At 62.5% G+C, this 15,439-nt stretch carries 13 protein-coding genes, 1 pseudogene and 1 riboswitch; of the genes and pseudogenes, 2 read left to right on the top strand and 12 right to left on the bottom strand.

All coding sequences use genetic code 11. From position 1 onward, the window contains the following. Nucleotides 1-11: 11 nt before the first annotated feature. From NOX35_RS10900 to NOX35_RS10855, 10 genes are read right to left on the bottom strand one after another with little or no spacing between them, the layout of a single operon-like run. A complete protein-coding gene (locus NOX35_RS10900; protein ID WP_256496913.1) occupies nt 12-1,019 on the bottom strand; it encodes an aminotransferase class I/II-fold pyridoxal phosphate-dependent enzyme in 1,008 nt (335 codons plus the stop codon). Further along, on the bottom strand, nt 1,012-2,094 hold the full coding sequence (gene cbiB, locus NOX35_RS10895) for an adenosylcobinamide-phosphate synthase CbiB (protein WP_256496611.1): 1,083 nt from the start codon (nt 2,092-2,094) through the stop codon (nt 1,012-1,014). The genes NOX35_RS10900 and cbiB overlap by 8 nt, the downstream gene beginning before the upstream one ends. Further along, the gene (gene bluB / locus NOX35_RS10890; RefSeq protein WP_182286674.1) at nt 2,091-2,843 is read right to left on the bottom strand and encodes a 5,6-dimethylbenzimidazole synthase; all 753 of its coding nucleotides are present in this window, start codon (nt 2,841-2,843) and stop codon (nt 2,091-2,093) included. Before bluB ends, cbiB begins: the two co-directional genes overlap by 4 nt. 36 nt (nt 2,844-2,879) lie before the next feature. Next, entirely contained in the window at nt 2,880-3,449 is a 570-nt protein-coding gene (gene cobO / locus NOX35_RS10885; RefSeq protein ID WP_003080011.1) for a cob(I)yrinic acid a,c-diamide adenosyltransferase, read from the bottom strand. A 60-nt stretch (nt 3,450-3,509) separates the two neighbouring features. Then, a complete protein-coding gene (locus NOX35_RS10880) occupies nt 3,510-4,307 on the bottom strand; it encodes an ABC transporter ATP-binding protein (RefSeq protein ID WP_256496610.1) in 798 nt (265 codons plus the stop codon). Next, nucleotides 4,304-5,353 carry an iron ABC transporter permease gene (locus tag NOX35_RS10875; protein ID WP_256496609.1) on the bottom strand — a complete coding sequence of 350 codons (1,050 nt, stop codon included), beginning with the start codon at nt 5,351-5,353 and terminating at the stop codon, nt 4,304-4,306. The genes NOX35_RS10880 and NOX35_RS10875 overlap by 4 nt, the downstream gene beginning before the upstream one ends. Beyond that, nucleotides 5,350-6,261 (bottom strand): ABC transporter substrate-binding protein, encoded by a 912-nt coding sequence (locus NOX35_RS10870; RefSeq protein WP_256496608.1) that lies wholly within the window; start codon nt 6,259-6,261, stop codon nt 5,350-5,352. The genes NOX35_RS10875 and NOX35_RS10870 overlap by 4 nt, the downstream gene beginning before the upstream one ends. Then, on the bottom strand, nt 6,258-6,839 hold the full coding sequence (locus NOX35_RS10865; protein ID WP_182287169.1) for a bifunctional adenosylcobinamide kinase/adenosylcobinamide-phosphate guanylyltransferase: 582 nt from the start codon (nt 6,837-6,839) through the stop codon (nt 6,258-6,260). Before NOX35_RS10865 ends, NOX35_RS10870 begins: the two co-directional genes overlap by 4 nt. Nucleotides 6,840-6,889: 50 nt before the next feature. Beyond that, complete coding sequence (locus NOX35_RS10860; protein WP_256496607.1) at nt 6,890-8,302, bottom strand: cobyrinate a,c-diamide synthase; 1,413 nt, start codon at nt 8,300-8,302, stop codon at nt 6,890-6,892. Nucleotides 8,303-8,313: 11 nt separating this feature from the next. Continuing rightward, the gene (locus NOX35_RS10855) at nt 8,314-10,224 is read right to left on the bottom strand and encodes a TonB-dependent receptor domain-containing protein (protein WP_256496606.1); all 1,911 of its coding nucleotides are present in this window, start codon (nt 10,222-10,224) and stop codon (nt 8,314-8,316) included. Nucleotides 10,225-10,291: 67 nt separating this feature from the next. After that, nucleotides 10,292-10,532, bottom strand: a riboswitch (cobalamin riboswitch). Nucleotides 10,533-10,772: 240 nt separating this feature from the next. On the opposite strand from NOX35_RS10855, the gene NOX35_RS10850 reads away from it, so the two are divergent. Next, the gene (locus NOX35_RS10850) at nt 10,773-10,982 is read left to right on the top strand and encodes a hypothetical protein (RefSeq protein WP_003063053.1); all 210 of its coding nucleotides are present in this window, start codon (nt 10,773-10,775) and stop codon (nt 10,980-10,982) included. Between the two features lie 40 nt (nt 10,983-11,022). Continuing rightward, the gene (locus tag NOX35_RS10845; RefSeq protein WP_182286668.1) at nt 11,023-11,403 is read left to right on the top strand and encodes a cell division protein ZapA; all 381 of its coding nucleotides are present in this window, start codon (nt 11,023-11,025) and stop codon (nt 11,401-11,403) included. Nucleotides 11,404-11,798: 395 nt separating this feature from the next. On the opposite strand, the gene NOX35_RS10840 is transcribed toward NOX35_RS10845, so the two are convergent. Both NOX35_RS10840 and NOX35_RS10835 read right to left on the bottom strand, forming a co-directional pair. After that, nucleotides 11,799-13,019: an ISL3 family transposase gene (locus tag NOX35_RS10840; protein WP_182286442.1), complete on the bottom strand. Its 1,221-nt coding sequence runs from the start codon at nt 13,017-13,019 to the stop codon at nt 11,799-11,801. Between the two features lie 489 nt (nt 13,020-13,508). Beyond that, nucleotides 13,509-14,735, bottom strand: a pseudogene (locus tag NOX35_RS10835) (IS256 family transposase). Nucleotides 14,736-15,439: the final 704 nt, after the last annotated feature.

The raw sequence follows: 15,439 nt of genomic DNA, 5'->3' as shown, positions 1-15,439 counted from the left end.
GATCGGCAAGGTCATTCAATGCTTTTCCAGGCTTGCTCCAGCGCGGCCTGCGACACGGGCGGCAGTACGCCCAGCCGCACATGGCCGCTCAGGCCGAAGCTTGCGCAGTCGCGCAGCTTGATGCCCTGGGCACGCAGCCCGGCCAGAGGCGCGGCAAGCTCTGCCAGCGGCAGACCTGCGACAAAGTAATTGGCCTGATGACCGGGAACAACCTGCCAGCCCAGCCTCTCGCACAGCGCAAGCTGCTGCGCCTTCCAGCGGCGCAAGGTCATCAGGCTGTGGGCCAGCCATTGCTGCACCTCGTCCGTCACCCAGGCCTGCAGCATGGCCACGCCATGCGAGCCCACCACCCAGGATGCCGCCAGCGCGTTCAGCGCCTGCAGCTCTGCGGCTGCGACCTGCATGGGCGCAATCGCATAGGCAGCCCGCACCCCCGTCATGCCCAGGGCCTTGTTGGGCGTCCACAGTTGCCAGACACCGTCGAGATCGCGCCCGGGTGGCTGGCCCTCCAGCCATAGCGGACGGTAGGCGCAGTCCAGCACGCGCCATTCCTTCTGCGCCGGCGGCTGCTGCCAGGCAGGCCAGATGTCTTCCATCGCCCCCAGCGGGCTTGAAGGCTCACAGGCCCAGCCGAGCACCGGCGCCACGGCCGCTTCTGTGCGGCGGCACAGCGCCAGCCGCCATACCCGCGCGGCCTGCAGATAGTCACCATAGTGATGCTGGGGAAACTGCACGCTTTTGGCACCGCTGCGCACAGCGTGCAGCGTGAGGCGATGAATCAGCTCGCTGCTGCTTCCGCCGATCAGGATGCGCTCCACCGCCACGCCATGAAAAGCCGCCAGCTGCGCGCGCAATGCCCCGTATTGCGGATCGGGGTATTGCGCCACATGGGCGGCCTGCAACGCCTTCACGGCCATGGGACAAGGCCCGCAGGCATTGCGATTGGTCGAAAAATCGTGCGCCGGAACGCCCAGCGCATCGGTACCGCCATGCATGGCTGCCGCATTCACATCAAACATTGGCAAGCAGCCTTCCTCTCCACAGAACAATCAAAATCATAGCTGCTAACGCAAGCAGGACATGCGCTGCGATCACTTTTGATGCAAATCTTACAGACATCTCCAGATCAGTCGCCTGCGGTGCCCGCCCCTGCGGGTTGAGTCTATAGACGCCGGGCTTGGAAAGCTGAACCCCCAGTGCCTGCGCCATGGCTCCCATGGGCCAGCCACCATTGGGCGATGGCGTCACGGCTGCATCGCGCCTCAAACCCGTCCAGGACAGGCCGCCGGCCAGCAGCGCCAGCCACATTGCGGTGATGCGCGCCGGAATCCAGTTCAGCACATCGTCGGCGCGGGCCGCCCATTTGCCTGCCCATTGCCAGTGGCGGCGGCGGTCGCCCTGGCCTCGCCACCCAGGGTAGCCCCACATGGCGTCGGCAGTATTGGCAAGACGATAGACGGCCGCCCCGGGCAAGCCGGCCACGGCAAACCAGAACAGCGGAGCAATCACGGAGTCGCTGAGGTTCTCGGCCAGGGTCTCGATGGCGCTTTCTCGCACGGTGGCCGCGTCCAGCTGAGTCGTGTCGCGGCTCACCAGCCAGCTCAGGCGCTCCCGCCCTGCGGGCAGCGATTGCTGCAGTGCGGTCTCCACGGCCAGCACCTCATCCTTGAGCATGCGCCAGGACAGTAGCGGCTTGAGCAACACCCCCATCACCAGTCCCCAGAGCCACCAGGGGGCAAAACCCAGCATGAACTGGGCGAGGCCATAAACGATGAAAAACAGAGCCGCCAGCGCACACCAGACAAGCGCTGCCAGGCAGAAACGCAGATAGTCACTCTGTACTTCGGCACGCGGCGCAAGCGCTTGCCCCGACGAGCCCAGCAATTTGCCCATCAGCACCACGGGGTGCAGCCACACTGGCGGCTCGCCCCAAAGCCGATCCAGCAGCAGAGCCACCAGCACGGCCAGCAGGCCCGCCTGCACATTGGCCGCCCAGTTGAGCGCCGCCAGATCACTGGCGGTGAATGCCTGATAGAGCCATGCCAGCGGACTGAGAGAAAGACCGATCAGCTCAGTCCAGCCAAAACTCGTCATGCGTCTGGCTTGCCCTTGCCGGCGCATGGCCCACTGCCCTGCTTGCCCTTGGTCGCCGCAGCCACCACGCGCGAATCATCCCAGACATCGTCCATCAGCATGTCTTCCAGAGGCGCCCGGCAGGCCCATTTTTCCTGCTGCAGCATGGGCTCGGCATAGTAGGCGTCGACTGGGCCCAGGCAGAGCACTCCCAGCGGGTGGGCACCCTCAGGCATCTGCAGCAATCTGGCCAGTGCCAGCGGATCGAAAATCGAGACCCAGCCCATGCCCAGACCTTCGGCACGCGCGGCCAGCCAGAGGTTCTGGATGGCACAGGCACTGCTGGCGATATCCATCTCGGGCAGGGTGCGGCGGCCAAAGATATGCGCCTCGCGTCCCGGCGGCATGGCCACGACCAGCACCTCGGCCGCATCGAGCACGCCCTGAACCTTGAGCTTCATGAAGTCTTCTTCACGTTCGCCCAGGGCATGGGCGGTGCGCACGCGCTCCTCCTCGATCAGACCGTGGATCTGCAGGCGCAATTCGGCACTCCTGACCCGAATAAAGCGCCAGGGCTGCATGAACCCCACGCTGGGCGCGTGGTGCGCAGCGCGCAACAGGCGCAGCAAGACCTCGTCTGCCACCTTCCCTCCTGCAAAATGACGCATGTCGCGGCGCTCATAAATGGCGCGGTAGACGGCAGCACGCTCGGCCTCGGTGAAAGGCGTTGCGGCAATCGTCGCGTAGGAGCTGGTCTTGGATTCGGTCATGGAACTATTGTCGCGCCACAGACATGGCAAAAGCCATCAGTCTTCGATACCTCTTTGAGCGGGAATACCCGCCTGAAAGGCATGTTTGATCAGCGTCATCTCGGTCACGGTGTCGGCGATGTCGATGATTTCCTGCGGGCAGCGGCGACCTGTCAGGCAGACATGCACATCCTTGGGGCGCGCCTTGAGCGTGTCCAGCACCTCCTGCAGCGGCAGCCAGCCATAGATCAGCGGATAGGTGATCTCGTCGAGCACGACCAGGAACAGCTCGCCCGAAAGAATATCGGCCTTGGCCTTTTCCCAGCCGTCACGCGCCAGCTGGGCGGAGTGATCGAGGTCCTTGCTCTTCCAGCTGAAGCCATCGCCCAGCCCTTCGATGGGCAGACCGACCTGCTCGGCCAGGCGATGCTCGCCAAAGCGGGCCGTGGGCACCTTCATGAACTGATAGACCTTGACGGCCTTGCCCCGGCCCGTGGCGCGAAAGGCCAGCCCAAAGGCGGCCGTGCTCTTGCCCTTGCCATTGCCGGTGTTGACGATGATCAGGCCGCGGCGCTCGCCCTCGGGCTTTTCGTAAGGCTTCTCGGTGGGAGGCGTTTCAATATTCATAGCTACTCTCGCTTGTCTATCAAGGGCTTAAGGGCAAAAATTCAAGAATTACGGCCGAGCTCAGCTCAGGCGCGGCAGGGCCAGCCATAGGCCGTCGAGTTCGCGCACCTGTATACGCCGGTCAAACACGGCCTCCAGCGCGGCATGGGTGGCAGGATCGCCGCACGCGCCCTGGTGGGTGATACGGCCGGCCTGCATAACGACCATTTCATCGGCCAGCAGGGCAAAGGACAGCTCGTGCAGCACGCTGACCAGGGTCACGCCTTGCTGCACCAGACTGCGGGCCGTCAGCATCCAGTCGGTCTGGTGGGGCGGGTCAAGATTGGCCAGCGGCTCGTCCATCAGCAGGGTCCGGGCCTGCACTGCCAGAGCCCGTGCCAGCAGCACGCGCTGGCGTTCACCGCCCGATAGCTGGCCTATGCTGCGCTGGCGCCAGTCCCAGGCGTGGGTCTGGCGCAGCGCCTGCTCCACGGCCTGCCGGTCAGCGTTCGAGGCCGGTGCCAGCCAGCCCTGGTGGGGCAAACGCCCCAGCATGACAACGTCATACACGGCCATATCGGCCGCAACAGGCTGATTCTGGCCCAGCCAGGCCAGGGCCTTGGCACGCTCGCGGCCATTCCAGTCGCCGAGCTTGCGGCCCTGCAGGAACACGGCACCGCTTTGCCGCTGGTTGGCGGCACGCATGCCTGCCATGGCGCGCAGCAGCGTGGACTTGCCCGCGCCATTGGGGCCGACGATGGCCGTCCAGCGGCCCTGGGAAATGCGCAGGCTGATCTGGCGCAGCACCTCACGCTCGCCCAGCTGCACGCTCAGGGCATCGGTCGTCAATGCGATACCAGTGTCGATATCGCCATTCATGTGCCATCTCCAGACGGCATGGCGCCACGCTTGTGCATCAGCCAGAGCAGATAGCTGCCTCCCAGCACGGCGGTGAGCACCCCCACGGGCAGCTCCTGCGGTGCGATCAGCCAGCGCGCCAGCAGATCGGCGGCCAGCAGCAGCACCGCCCCCGTCAGACTGCTCAGCACCAGCAGCCAGCGGTGCAGTGCGCGCACCACGGAACGCACCAGATGGGGCGCGGCCAGGCCTACAAAAGCGATCAGGCCGGTCTGCGCCACGGCCGTACCCGTGGCCAGCGCCAGCAGCACGATCAGCAGCAGGCGCAGCGGCGCCAGCGGCAGGCCCAGACTATGGGCCGTAGCCTCGCCAAGTGCCAGCCCGTCGAGCACCCGGCTCAGGCTCCATGACAGCACCAGCGTGGGCAGCAGCACCCACAGCATCAGCCTGCAGGCAGGCCAGCCCGCAAAGGCCGTGCTGCCCAGCATGAAGGACTGCATGGCCTGCATGATGTCGGGGTTCATCAGCAGCACCAGCGATGCGGCCGCGCCCAGCACCACGCCCACCACCACGCCGGCCAGCAGCAGGCGCATGGTGTTCTGCACGCCCTTGGCCAGCACCAGGGTCAGCACCACGGCAAGCACGGCACCAGCAAAAGCGGCACCCGTCACGCCCCAGCGGGCCAGGCCGGCCAGAGCGAAAGGCGAGACACCCAGGGCACCCATGGCCAGCGCCACGCCCAGCGATGCGCCCGAGGCACTGCCCAGCAAATAAGGATCGGCCAGCGGGTTGCGAAACACGCCCTGCGCCACCGCCCCAGCCAGCCCCAGCAGGCCTCCGGCCAGGAGGGCCGCCACCGTGCGCGGCAGACGAATATTCATCACGATCTGCCAGGCTAGCGGGTCTTGGCGGGCATTGAGCACGCTCTCAAAACCCGTGCTGCCAACTCCCGCACCCAGCAGGACCAGCACAGTTGCAGCCAGCGCCAGCCAGATCAGCAGCCAGGGCGCAGCAATGCCTGCCTGAGTATTGGGAGCATGAGTGCTGCCAGAGGGCTTGTCGCTCATCGACTCTTGCCCTGCTTGGCGGCCAACCCATTCAGGCATCGGGCGATGAGCTGCGCGCCTTCGGCCATGCGGGGACCTGGGCGCACCAAAATGTCGGATTCCTCGGGCGTGAAGGAGCAAATGGCCCCTTGCTTCACGGCTCGCATTTGCGCCCAGCCCGGATACTCTGGCATGCCATTTTTCCAGGAGCGCTCACCGGCCATCAACAGGTCTGGGTCCTGCTTGACTACATATTCGGGATTCAGGCGCGGAAACGGCCCTTGCCTGGCGTCGACCACGTTGCGCAGATGCAGCCGCGTCAGCGTCTGGCCGATAAAGGATCTTTCGCCTGCGGCATAAGGGCCGCGGCTGGCCTCAAAGTACACACGCTGGCCACGCATGGACAGAGGCACGCTGGCGGCGGCCTTGCTCATATCGGCCTCTATCCCGGCCCAGACACGGTCTGCACCCTGCGCCGGCGGCAAGGCCAGCAACACGCCCAGCTTTTGCAGCACAGTGCGTGCTTCCTCGTGGGTGCGCGGCTCCAGCGCTACGACCTTGAGGCCCAGGGCCTCCATTCGCGCAATGGCCCGTGACGCCATGGAAACCAGCACCAGATCGGGCTTGAGCGCCACAATGCTCTCGATATTCGGATCCAGCCCGCCGCCCACCACGGGCAAGGTCTTCACATGGGCTGGCCAGTTGGAATAGCGATCCGCCCCCACCAGACGCTCGCAGCCGCCCAGCGCACACAGGCTCTCGGTCAGCGAAGGCAGCAGGCTGACGATGCGCTGCGGCGGCTTTGCCAATTGCACCTGTGCGCCACGTCCATCGGTGATCTGCACGGACTGCGCGGCCACCGACAACGCACCAGCCAGGCCACAAACAAGCAGCGCAGCAGCGGCAAAATATTTTACGGTGGCCCTCATGCCTGCGGCCCTTTCAGCGCCAGCGGCAAGCCGGCGCACATCAGCGTGACGCTTTCGCAATGCGCAGCCGCCTGCTGATTGAGCAAGCCCAGCGCATCGACAAAGGCGCGCACTTCGCGCCCCATGGGAATCACGCCCAGACCGATTTCGTTGCCAACCAGAATGACAGGGCCTGCCGCTTCATCAATCGCTTTCAAAAAGAGAGCTATCTGCTCTTGCCAGTCATGGGTTTGAGACTGATTTCTCTCCAAATCCTCGGCCTGCACCGGCATCAGCCAGTTCGTCAGCCACAAGGTCAGGCAATCAATCACCAGCAGCCGCTGCGGGCTGCTGTGCTGCGCCAGCACCTGGGCCAGCTCGCGCGGCTCCTCTATGGTCAGCATGCCTGGCACGCGCTCGGCGCGGTCACGCTGGTGGCGCGCAATGCGCTCGCTCATCTCCGCATCCCAGGCCTGGCCGGTTGCCACCAGCGCTGCCTGATGCCCGGCATCCGCCTGCAGCCACTGGCGCGCCAGCAGCTCCGCACGACGGGATTTGCCGCTTTTTTGCCCGCCCAGAATCAGCTGGGTACGCGGCATGACGAAGGAGACTGTGCTTGCAGGGCTCATGGTGGTGATGGACGAAAGATTCAGTCTTCGATTGTTGCGCCAAAAAGCGACGCCACCGCTGCCGGGCAGGACGGAAACCAGGCATGAAAGTAACTGGCTCGCACACTGCCATGCTGATAAAGTGCCTCACCACGATCAGCCTGAACGGTCGCGCCGGGGCGACTGCTGCGTGCAAGCACCGGCATGGCTGTCTCCAGCCTTGTGTAGTGAAAGGTATGACCGCGCAACAAGCCCGTATCGAGTGCCAGTTGCTGCATGCCCAGACCGCCGAGCCGGCTCTGCATGACGACCTGACCGGGCAGCAGCCCCCACATGGGCTGGGTGCTGCCGTCCAGGGCAGTCACTCCGTCACACAGGGCCAGCATGCCGCCGCACTCTGCCCAGACCGGCTTGCCCTGCGCCATATGCTCGGCAATGCCGTCGCGCAACTGCCGGTTCTCATACAGGGCCCGGGCATGTAGCTCCGGATAGCCGCCGGGCAGCCAGATCGCATCGCAGAGCGGCAGCGCATCGCCAGCCAGCGGCGAGAAAAAGCACAGCTCGGCCCCCATGGCACGCAGGCAGTCCAGATTGGCGGGATAGATAAACGAAAACGCCGCATCGCGCGCAATGGCAATGCGACGGCTGCTCAGCCAGGGCTCCACGCGCGGCTGATCAGCACGAATGTCCGTCGCGGCAAAGTCCACGCACCAATCCTGCCAGCTGGGCTGGCCGTCGTCCGAACCCCAGGCCCTCTGCCCCAGCGGCGTCTGGGCCAGGGCATCGGCTGCGGCATCCAGGCGCTGCAGCGCATCGCCGAGCTCGTGGGCTGCGATCAGGCCCAGGTGGCGCTCGGGCAGCAGCGCCGCAGACCTGGCCTTGACTGCTGCATCGCCCAATTGCACACCCGGCATGGCCCCCTGCCACAGTGACGGCTCACGCAGGCCTTGCCTGAGCAGATCGGCATGATGGGCCGTGGCGACGCGGTTGGCCAGCATGCCGGCCCAGCGCAGACCATCACGGTAATGCTGCAAGCCATAGGCCAGCGCCCCGAAAGTGCCCGCCATGGCCGAGGCATCGACCACGGCCAGCACGGGCAGCCCCAGCAACTGCGCCAGATCGCCCGCGCTGAAGCTGCCGTCGAACAGGCCCATCACGCCTTCGACAAGAATCAGATCGGCCTCCTGGGCCGCCTCATGCAGGCGCTGGCGCACATCCGCCTCTCCCGTCATCCACAAATCCACCGAATGCACCGGCGAACCACTGGCCAGCTCATGCCAGTAGGGGTCCAGAAAATCCGGCCCGCACTTGAATACACGCACCTTGCGTCCCTGGCGCGCATGCAGCCGTGCCAGAGCAGCCGTCACGGTGGTCTTGCCCTGGCCGGAGGCGGGAGCACTGATCAGCAGCGCGGGGCAGCGGGTAGTTTTTTCCGGCATTGCGATGGATGTCATGGCGACCCTGCTCAGTTAGCTTCCCACTTCACACCGATATAGCCGCTGCGGCCTTCGGTGGCATAGGTTCGGGCCAGCTCATATCGCTTGTCAGCCAGATTGTTGATGCGCGCCACCAGGCTCCATTCACGGCTCAACTGCTTTTGTGCGCTCAGGTTCCAGAGCGTGTAACCTCCCAGCACGGTCTTGTGGGCAGCGTCGTCAAAGCGCTTTGCGGCCGTCTGCATTTCGGCGCCCAGCCTCCAGCCGGCCAGCGTTGTGTCGGCAGACAGATTGGCATAGCGCTTGGAGCGGCGAGCCAGTTGCAGATCCTTATCGATATCGCGCGGATCCTGGAAGTCCACCGAACCTTGCAGATTCACCATGCCCAAGCGGGTGGTGGCGGCCAGGGTGATACCTTCGTAACGGGCCTTGGCCACGTTGGCATAGCAGCCGCCGTAAATGCCGGTATTCCCCGCACAGGAGCCCGTCCCACCCACATAGTTGATGAGATTGGAGACATTGTTGCGATAAAGCGTGGCCGAGAAACTGTCGCTGCCCTTACCCCATTTCAGGCCCAGTTCCACATTGCGGCCTTTTTCAGGCGACAGGCTGGCATCGCCATATTGGCTGAAGCGCTGATAGAGCGTTGGCGCGCGAAAGGCAGTGCCGGCCGACGCGGTTGCGCGCCAATCAGGCATGAACTCGTAGCCATAGGCAGCGCTGCCCGTGGTGTGGCCGCCAAATTCACTGTCGCGGTCATGACGGGCGTTGAGCTGCAGCGTGTGCTTGCCAGCATGCAGGCCATAGCCCAGTGCCAGCGCATTCTGAGAGCGATTGCGGCTGCCGATATCCAAGCCATTGTTGACCAGCTTGTCCTCACGGCGCTCCAGCGCGGCCGTCACGGTCTGCGCTCCCAGCCGCCACTCGTTCTGGAACAGATAGCTGTGCAAACGCGTGTCGGTTTCATAGACACTGGGCTTGGTCTGGTAGAAATCGCGTGACTGCGTGTACTGAAGGCGTGTGCTGTAGACATCGCTCCACTTGGCCAGCCAGTTCAGGCCTACCGCATTCATCTTGTAGATGCTGCGGTCGTCGGTCATGGGGCTGGTCTTGGAGACAGTGGCGTCGTAACCCGCATTCATGTAGCTGGTCAGAGCCGTGGCCTCAACACGTTGATTGCTGTTGATCTGGTAGCCGACACGGCCGTTGAAGGCATTGCTGCGATAGCCATCGGCATCGGGATTGAAGCCCGCGGAGGTCTTGGCATTGAAGCCGTTGCTGCTGGCATGTGAAACACCCAGGCTGTAGTCCCAGCCCGCCACACCGCCGCTAACGCCGGCCTGAGCCTTCACCGTGCCGCGACTGCCCCAGCCCAGGCCCACATAGGGCTTGGCCTTGCCCTCGCCCTTCTTGGTGAAGATCTGCACCACGCCGCCGATGGCGTCCGAGCCGTAGACAGCCGCCGCCGGGCCTCGCAACACCTCGATGCGGTCGATCGCTTCCAGCGGAACATCCTGCCAGGAGGCACCGCCCGTGGACTGCGAGTCCACGCGCACTCCATCGACATAGACGGCAGTGAAGCGCGTGTCGGCACCGCGCAGATAGACACTGGTGGTCGAGCCGGCGCCGCCGTTGCGCACCATTTGCACACCTGGCAGACGCGAGAGCACATCGGCCACGCCCACGGCGCCCGCAGCTTCAATCGTTTCACGCCCCACAACCGACATATCAGCCACCAGATCGGACAAAGGCTGCTCGATGCGATTGGCGGTGACCACGGTTTCTTTCATCTGCACCGCATCGGCCTGTGCAGTTGACTGAGCCTGTGCGGCAAACGCCATGGCCAACGCAGATGCCAGCAAGGTGGGACGGAGAACAAACGATGCGCGTGCGCGCGAAGCCACCTGCGCCATGCGCAGGGACGAAGATTGCTGACTCATGGAAAGCACACTTGAATACGCCCACGTCAGCCTACCCGCCGACATTGAGCAAACATACCTGCACAAAATGCAGGCAACCCATGTTGGCCGGTATCCGGGCTAGGCGAATCATCCTCTTGCCGGCCTTCCCAGCGCGCAGCGCCAGTGGCCATGGGGAAAAAGGCGGAATGCCGCAGCACTCCATTCGCCGACCGTTGCGGGGGCAGCGCAGGTTCGGAGAGCCAGTGCATCTGGCCAGCCCCTCCCTGCTTCCCGTTGAACTGAGACCACAGAAAGCAGCCTCGAGCACCAACAGGCGCCCATTGTAATGAGCGCTACGCGGCGCAAATCCTTCATTCGAAGTAGCCTTGCGCGGTTCAGGTGACGATTTTTTACCTTAAACACGCCTTTGAGGCACACAGAACTTGCGCAGCACGCTACGATTTTGAGAGAAATATTGCAGTTTCCCGACTGCGGCAGTCAAGCAGGCCGTGCTCTGGCGCAAACTGCGAATTTGCCTGCACATTTATACTCACCCACGGACTGCAAGACCTACAATGGCAGAGTCTATGACCACCCAGCCCTCTCTTGATCTCATTGCCGAGCGCGTAGAGCGTCTGCTGGTGCGCCACGAGGAACTGCAGCGCACCAACACCCTGCTCACCGATCAGGTCATCGCTCTGACGCAAGAGCGCGATTTGCTGCGTCTGCGCCTGCAGGCCGCTCGTGCGCGCGTCGATGCATTGATCGAACGCCTGCCCGCCAACCAGGGAGAGTGACAGCCGTCACCCTCCATCACCAGACCCGCCACTGACGCCCATGAAGCAGATCGATGTGCAAATCATGCAGCAAAGCTATGTGCTGACCTGCCCCGATGGTCAAGAAGAACGTGTGCAGGAAGCCGTTCGCCGCGTGGACGAGGCGATGACCCGTATCCGCGACAGCGGCAAGGTCCGCTCACGCGAGCGGGTGGCAGTGCTGGCAGCCCTCAACATGGCGTTCGATGTGCTCGACCGCGATGCCCAGCAGGCCCATATGGCCAACGCCCAGGCTGAAATGCAGGCGCTTGCTCAGGAGCAGTTCGCGCCCCCCGAGGTCAATGAGGCCGCCCAGGCTGAACTGCAGCGCCAGCAAGAGCTTGCCGAGCAACTGGTGCTCAAGCTCGATCAGGCACTGGATGCTGACGCCAGGCTGCTCTGATCAGGTAACCTCAGCAGCAAAGCAGTCATGACCTCCGCGCGACTGCCAATACCCGTTAGAATAAAACCGTCTGCAAATCTGCCGGTTTTTATATTTCCTTGAACCAATGCTCAACGAGCATGGGCTTGATAAATCACCTATTGAGCGTGATCGTCTCGCGTCAGATGAACCCAACGATAGGTTGCTCTTGCCCACCTGAACCCCCGGTTCAGGATGACGAATCGGTGGCATTTGCAGACACCTTTACACGCCACGGGCTGTTGATTCAGTTGGTTTTTTGATAAAAACAGCCTAAAAGGCCAAACAAAACCAAGCAGTTGCACGTCATTGAAATCAACAACTTAGGCATCTGTTTTGAATTGATGATTAGCCCGCATTGCGGGCTTTTTTTTGGTTCATCGCGCATTACCGGGGAAGGCTGCGCGAATCTTCAGAAAGAAATAGTCCTGATCGCGGTAGCCATAGGCCCGGCGCTTGATGACCTTGATGGTGTTGTTGATGCCCTCGACAACACTTGTGTTCAACGGATGCCGGCATCGGGCGATGATCCCGTGCAGGTAGCTTTGCAAGCGCTGAGCGAAGGTGCTCAGTGCTGTAATACCGCTTTGGCGCGCTTGCTCACACCAGTGCTGCCAGGCGCGATGCGCCCAAGCCGGACGACGGTAAAACCACAGCTGTTTTAGCTCATCGCGCAAGACGTATACCGCCATTAATGGCTCATTGGCCGCCAGCAGCTCCTTGAGCTGCACTGCTTGTTGAGCCTGCAGCTTGTTGCGATTGCGCAGTAGCAACCAGCGGCTGGACTTGAGCACCTTGCGCGCCAAGGGCTGTTGGCGCAGCAAGTTGGCCTGATCGACACGCACTCGGTCGATAACCTCCCGGCCATACTTGGCCACGACATGGAACAGGTCATAGACGATCTCGGCGTTGGGGCAGTTGGCCTGGATCTCCAGCTCGTAGGCAGTAGTCATGTCGATAGCAACCGCGCGAATGCGCTGGGCAACGCCAACGGGCAACTGCTCGAAGAACTGGCGGGCCGTCTCGCGTGAGCGCCCTTGCCCCACCCACAGCACCTGCCGGCTGATGGGGTCGACGACGACTGTGGCGTAGCGATGGCCCTTGTGCAACGCAAACTCGTCCATTGCCAAGTACTCGATCCGCTCCCATTGCGGCTGCGCGGTAGTGGCCAGCAATAAGGCCTTGTCGATGGACTTGACCGTGTGCCACCCAAGATCGAAGAAGGCCGCGACTGCCTTGATGCTGCTGCTGCGAAGCAACTGGCTGCACGCCTGTGCCAGACGGTCTGTGACGCGCTGGTAGCGACCGAGCCAGCTGAGTTTCTCCAGGCGCGGGCCACCACAGCTATCGCACCACAGACGCCGACGCGGCACATGCAGCACCACCTTGTACTCGAACAGTGCCAGATCGCGCACGCGCCGTGTCGTGGTCTCATGGACTTGGCTGCACTGCGCACCGCAGCGTTCGCAATGCATGATGCTGGCCTGCGGCTTCAGATAGATCGACACGGTGCGGCTATCGCCCTGGGGCCACTGCACACGTTCAACCTCGTAGCCCTCCCAGCCGCCAAGAGCCTGCAATAACTTCGAGTCCAGCATTTGATTTGTTCTCCGATGTCAGCTTCGCAGCCGTCAGATTACAAAACGAACGGGCTCATCTCCACGGAATTCCTCGATGAACCTTTTTTCTTGCCTAATAGACTGAGGTTATGCTTGGCAGCCGCCCTCCTTTGCCTCATTGTCAGCATCTCGGACGGTACACTCTGACAGTTCACTGCGGCCAATCTGGCGCTTATGAGCAAGTCAAAGTCAGGCCGTAGGGCATCGACGCCCCAGAACGCGAGCAGCCATTTGGAGAAGGTGTTCGGTAAGCACTCGCCGAGCTCTGACATTTCAGAAATAAGCTGAGCGACGTTGCACCAAGATAGGCCGGTACAAGCGACAAGTGTGCTCTGTCTGGGTTGCTCCCGCCTCAGCGCCAACTGGCGCCGCGCACACTCGATGCAGTCTTGGCCATGATCTCGCAAGGCATGGCTGGGTGGTATCGCGCCTGGGCGTGTCCGAATTTTTGTGTAAACGGTTCGGACTTCAATTGACGGAGATGCGGCCTCCGAACTGAATGGTAAAGCGGGTAAGCGCAGCCTTCCAATCCCGGATGGGCATGCTCCACTTCTGACTGATGTTGCGTAGGGCCAGATAGAACAGTTTGGTCTGCGCTTCGTCACTGGGAAACGAGCCCCGGTTCTTGGTCAGCTTCCTCAGGCTCATGTTGACCGACTCGATGGCGTTGGTGGTGTAGATGACCTTGCGGATTTCGGGTGGGTAGTCAAAGAACGGAATCAGCCGGCTCCAGTTCCTGCGCCAGGACTGGCCGATGGGTAGGTACTCGGCATCCCAGCGGGCCTCGAATTCACCGAGCATCAGCTCGGCCTCCTCGGTGGTGGTTGCTGTGTAGATGCGTCGCAGGTCGGCGGCCACTTCTTTGCGACGCTTCCACGAGACGTAGTTCAGGCTGTGGCGCACCATGTGCACGATGCACAGTTGCACCACCGCCTTGGGGAATACCGCCTCAATGGCGTCGGGGAAGCCTTTGAGCCCGTCGACGCAGGCGATGAAGATGTCCTGCACGCCCCGGTTGCGGAGTTCGGTGACGACCTGCAGCCAGAACTTGGCACCCTCGGTTTGCGCCAGCCACAGGCCCAGCACCTCCTTGTCACCCGTCATGGTGATGCCGATGGCCAACTACACCGCCTTGACCCGCACAGCGCCCTCGCGCACCTTCACATGGATGCAGTCCAGATAGACGATGGGGTCGATTGCATCGAGCGGGCGGGCTTGCCAGGTCTTGACTTCATCGGCCACGGCGTCGGTCACCGAGGAAATCAGGCTGGGCGAGACCTCGGTGCCGTACATCTCCTCCAGGTGGGCCTGTATCTCGCGCACCGTCATGCCGCGGGCGTACAGCGAGATGATTTTGTCGTCGAAGCCGGCCCAGCGGGTCTGGTGCTTGGGGATGAGCTGGGGCTCGAAGCTGCCATGGCGGTCACGTGGCACCTCGATGGGCAACTCGCCGAAATCGCCATTGAGGGTCTTCTTGCTCTTGCCATTGCGGGTGTTGCCAGTGGTGTTGGCTACCGCTTCGTTGCGTTCGTGGCCCAGATGCTCGGTCAGTTCGGCGTCCAGGGCTCGCTCCACCAGCAGCTTGGTCAACTGCTTGAGCAGGCCGTTCTCGCCGATGAGGTCTTCGGGCTTCTTGTAGTTGGCCAGCAGGCCAGACAGCAGTGCTTCGGGTACGTCGCGTTTCTTGGTGCTCATTGTGCTTACGGACAGGCCGGCTTGCGCCGGCGGTGGATTGTCCATCTACACAAAATTCTGCACACCCTCAACTACGGCCCAAGCACCTGGCAGGCTTATCAGTTGGCAGCACTAGGAGGTTCAAGTACGCCCAAGCGTAAATTCTTTTTTCCACCGGATGTGACAATGTCGAAATCGGTAGACATTGTGGTGGCTGTGTCGGGTGACCGTGAGCATCCTATGTACGCAAGTCAGGCAACTAGCGTGCAAAACCGCTTTTACATGATCAAGGATACGCAAATAGGCGCCAACGGTCTGAGTGGAGACAGCTGGAGCGTGGTCAACGATACCAATACGACTCATCTGAAAGATGCCACCTCTGTACCGTACACCCCTAGCTTGGCAGACAGCTGAAAGGGGTTCTATGTCAACCTCGCGTCCAGTGGTGAAAAAGGAGTGAATGCACCAACCATCATCGGCTCCTCAGTGGCATTCGGTACCAATCAGCCTCTGCCTCTGGACTCAAAGACCTGCAAGGCTAACCTCGGCAATGCACGCGGGTACCAAGTGAGCTATCTGACTGGTGCGAGAAACAACGTATTGTTCGATGGTGGCGGCATGCCGCCCTCGCCTTGGTACGGTTCCGTACAAGTACGTGACAAAGATGGCAACAGGCGCATTGTCAATATTAGCCAAGGCACTGGTAAACCGGGTTGCAGCACACC

This window comes from Comamonas sp. C11 (genome assembly GCF_024496285.1).
Classification (GTDB): Bacteria; Pseudomonadota; Gammaproteobacteria; order Burkholderiales; family Burkholderiaceae_C; genus Comamonas; species Comamonas testosteroni_F.
This window is presented reverse-complemented; position numbering and strand designations above follow the sequence as displayed.

Coding starts and splice junctions, on each gene's coding strand:
- NOX35_RS10860 (WP_256496607.1), bottom strand. CDS start 8,302: ATGACATCCATCGCAATGCCGGAAAAAACTACCCGCTGCCCCGCGCTG.
- NOX35_RS10875 (WP_256496609.1), bottom strand. CDS start 5,353: ATGAGCGACAAGCCCTCTGGCAGCACTCATGCTCCCAATACTCAGGCA.
- NOX35_RS10900 (WP_256496913.1), bottom strand. CDS start 1,019: ATGTTTGATGTGAATGCGGCAGCCATGCATGGCGGTACCGATGCGCTG.
- NOX35_RS10840 (WP_182286442.1), bottom strand. CDS start 13,019: ATGCTGGACTCGAAGTTATTGCAGGCTCTTGGCGGCTGGGAGGGCTAC.
- NOX35_RS10850 (WP_003063053.1), top strand. CDS start 10,773: ATGACCACCCAGCCCTCTCTTGATCTCATTGCCGAGCGCGTAGAGCGT.
- NOX35_RS10865 (WP_182287169.1), bottom strand. CDS start 6,839: ATGCCGCGTACCCAGCTGATTCTGGGCGGGCAAAAAAGCGGCAAATCC.
- NOX35_RS10870 (WP_256496608.1), bottom strand. CDS start 6,261: ATGAGGGCCACCGTAAAATATTTTGCCGCTGCTGCGCTGCTTGTTTGT.
- NOX35_RS10845 (WP_182286668.1), top strand. CDS start 11,023: ATGAAGCAGATCGATGTGCAAATCATGCAGCAAAGCTATGTGCTGACC.
- cobO (WP_003080011.1), bottom strand. CDS start 3,449: ATGAATATTGAAACGCCTCCCACCGAGAAGCCTTACGAAAAGCCCGAG.
- NOX35_RS10855 (WP_256496606.1), bottom strand. CDS start 10,224: ATGAGTCAGCAATCTTCGTCCCTGCGCATGGCGCAGGTGGCTTCGCGC.
- bluB (WP_182286674.1), bottom strand. CDS start 2,843: ATGACCGAATCCAAGACCAGCTCCTACGCGACGATTGCCGCAACGCCT.
- NOX35_RS10880 (WP_256496610.1), bottom strand. CDS start 4,307: ATGAATGGCGATATCGACACTGGTATCGCATTGACGACCGATGCCCTG.
- cbiB (WP_256496611.1), bottom strand. CDS start 2,094: ATGACGAGTTTTGGCTGGACTGAGCTGATCGGTCTTTCTCTCAGTCCG.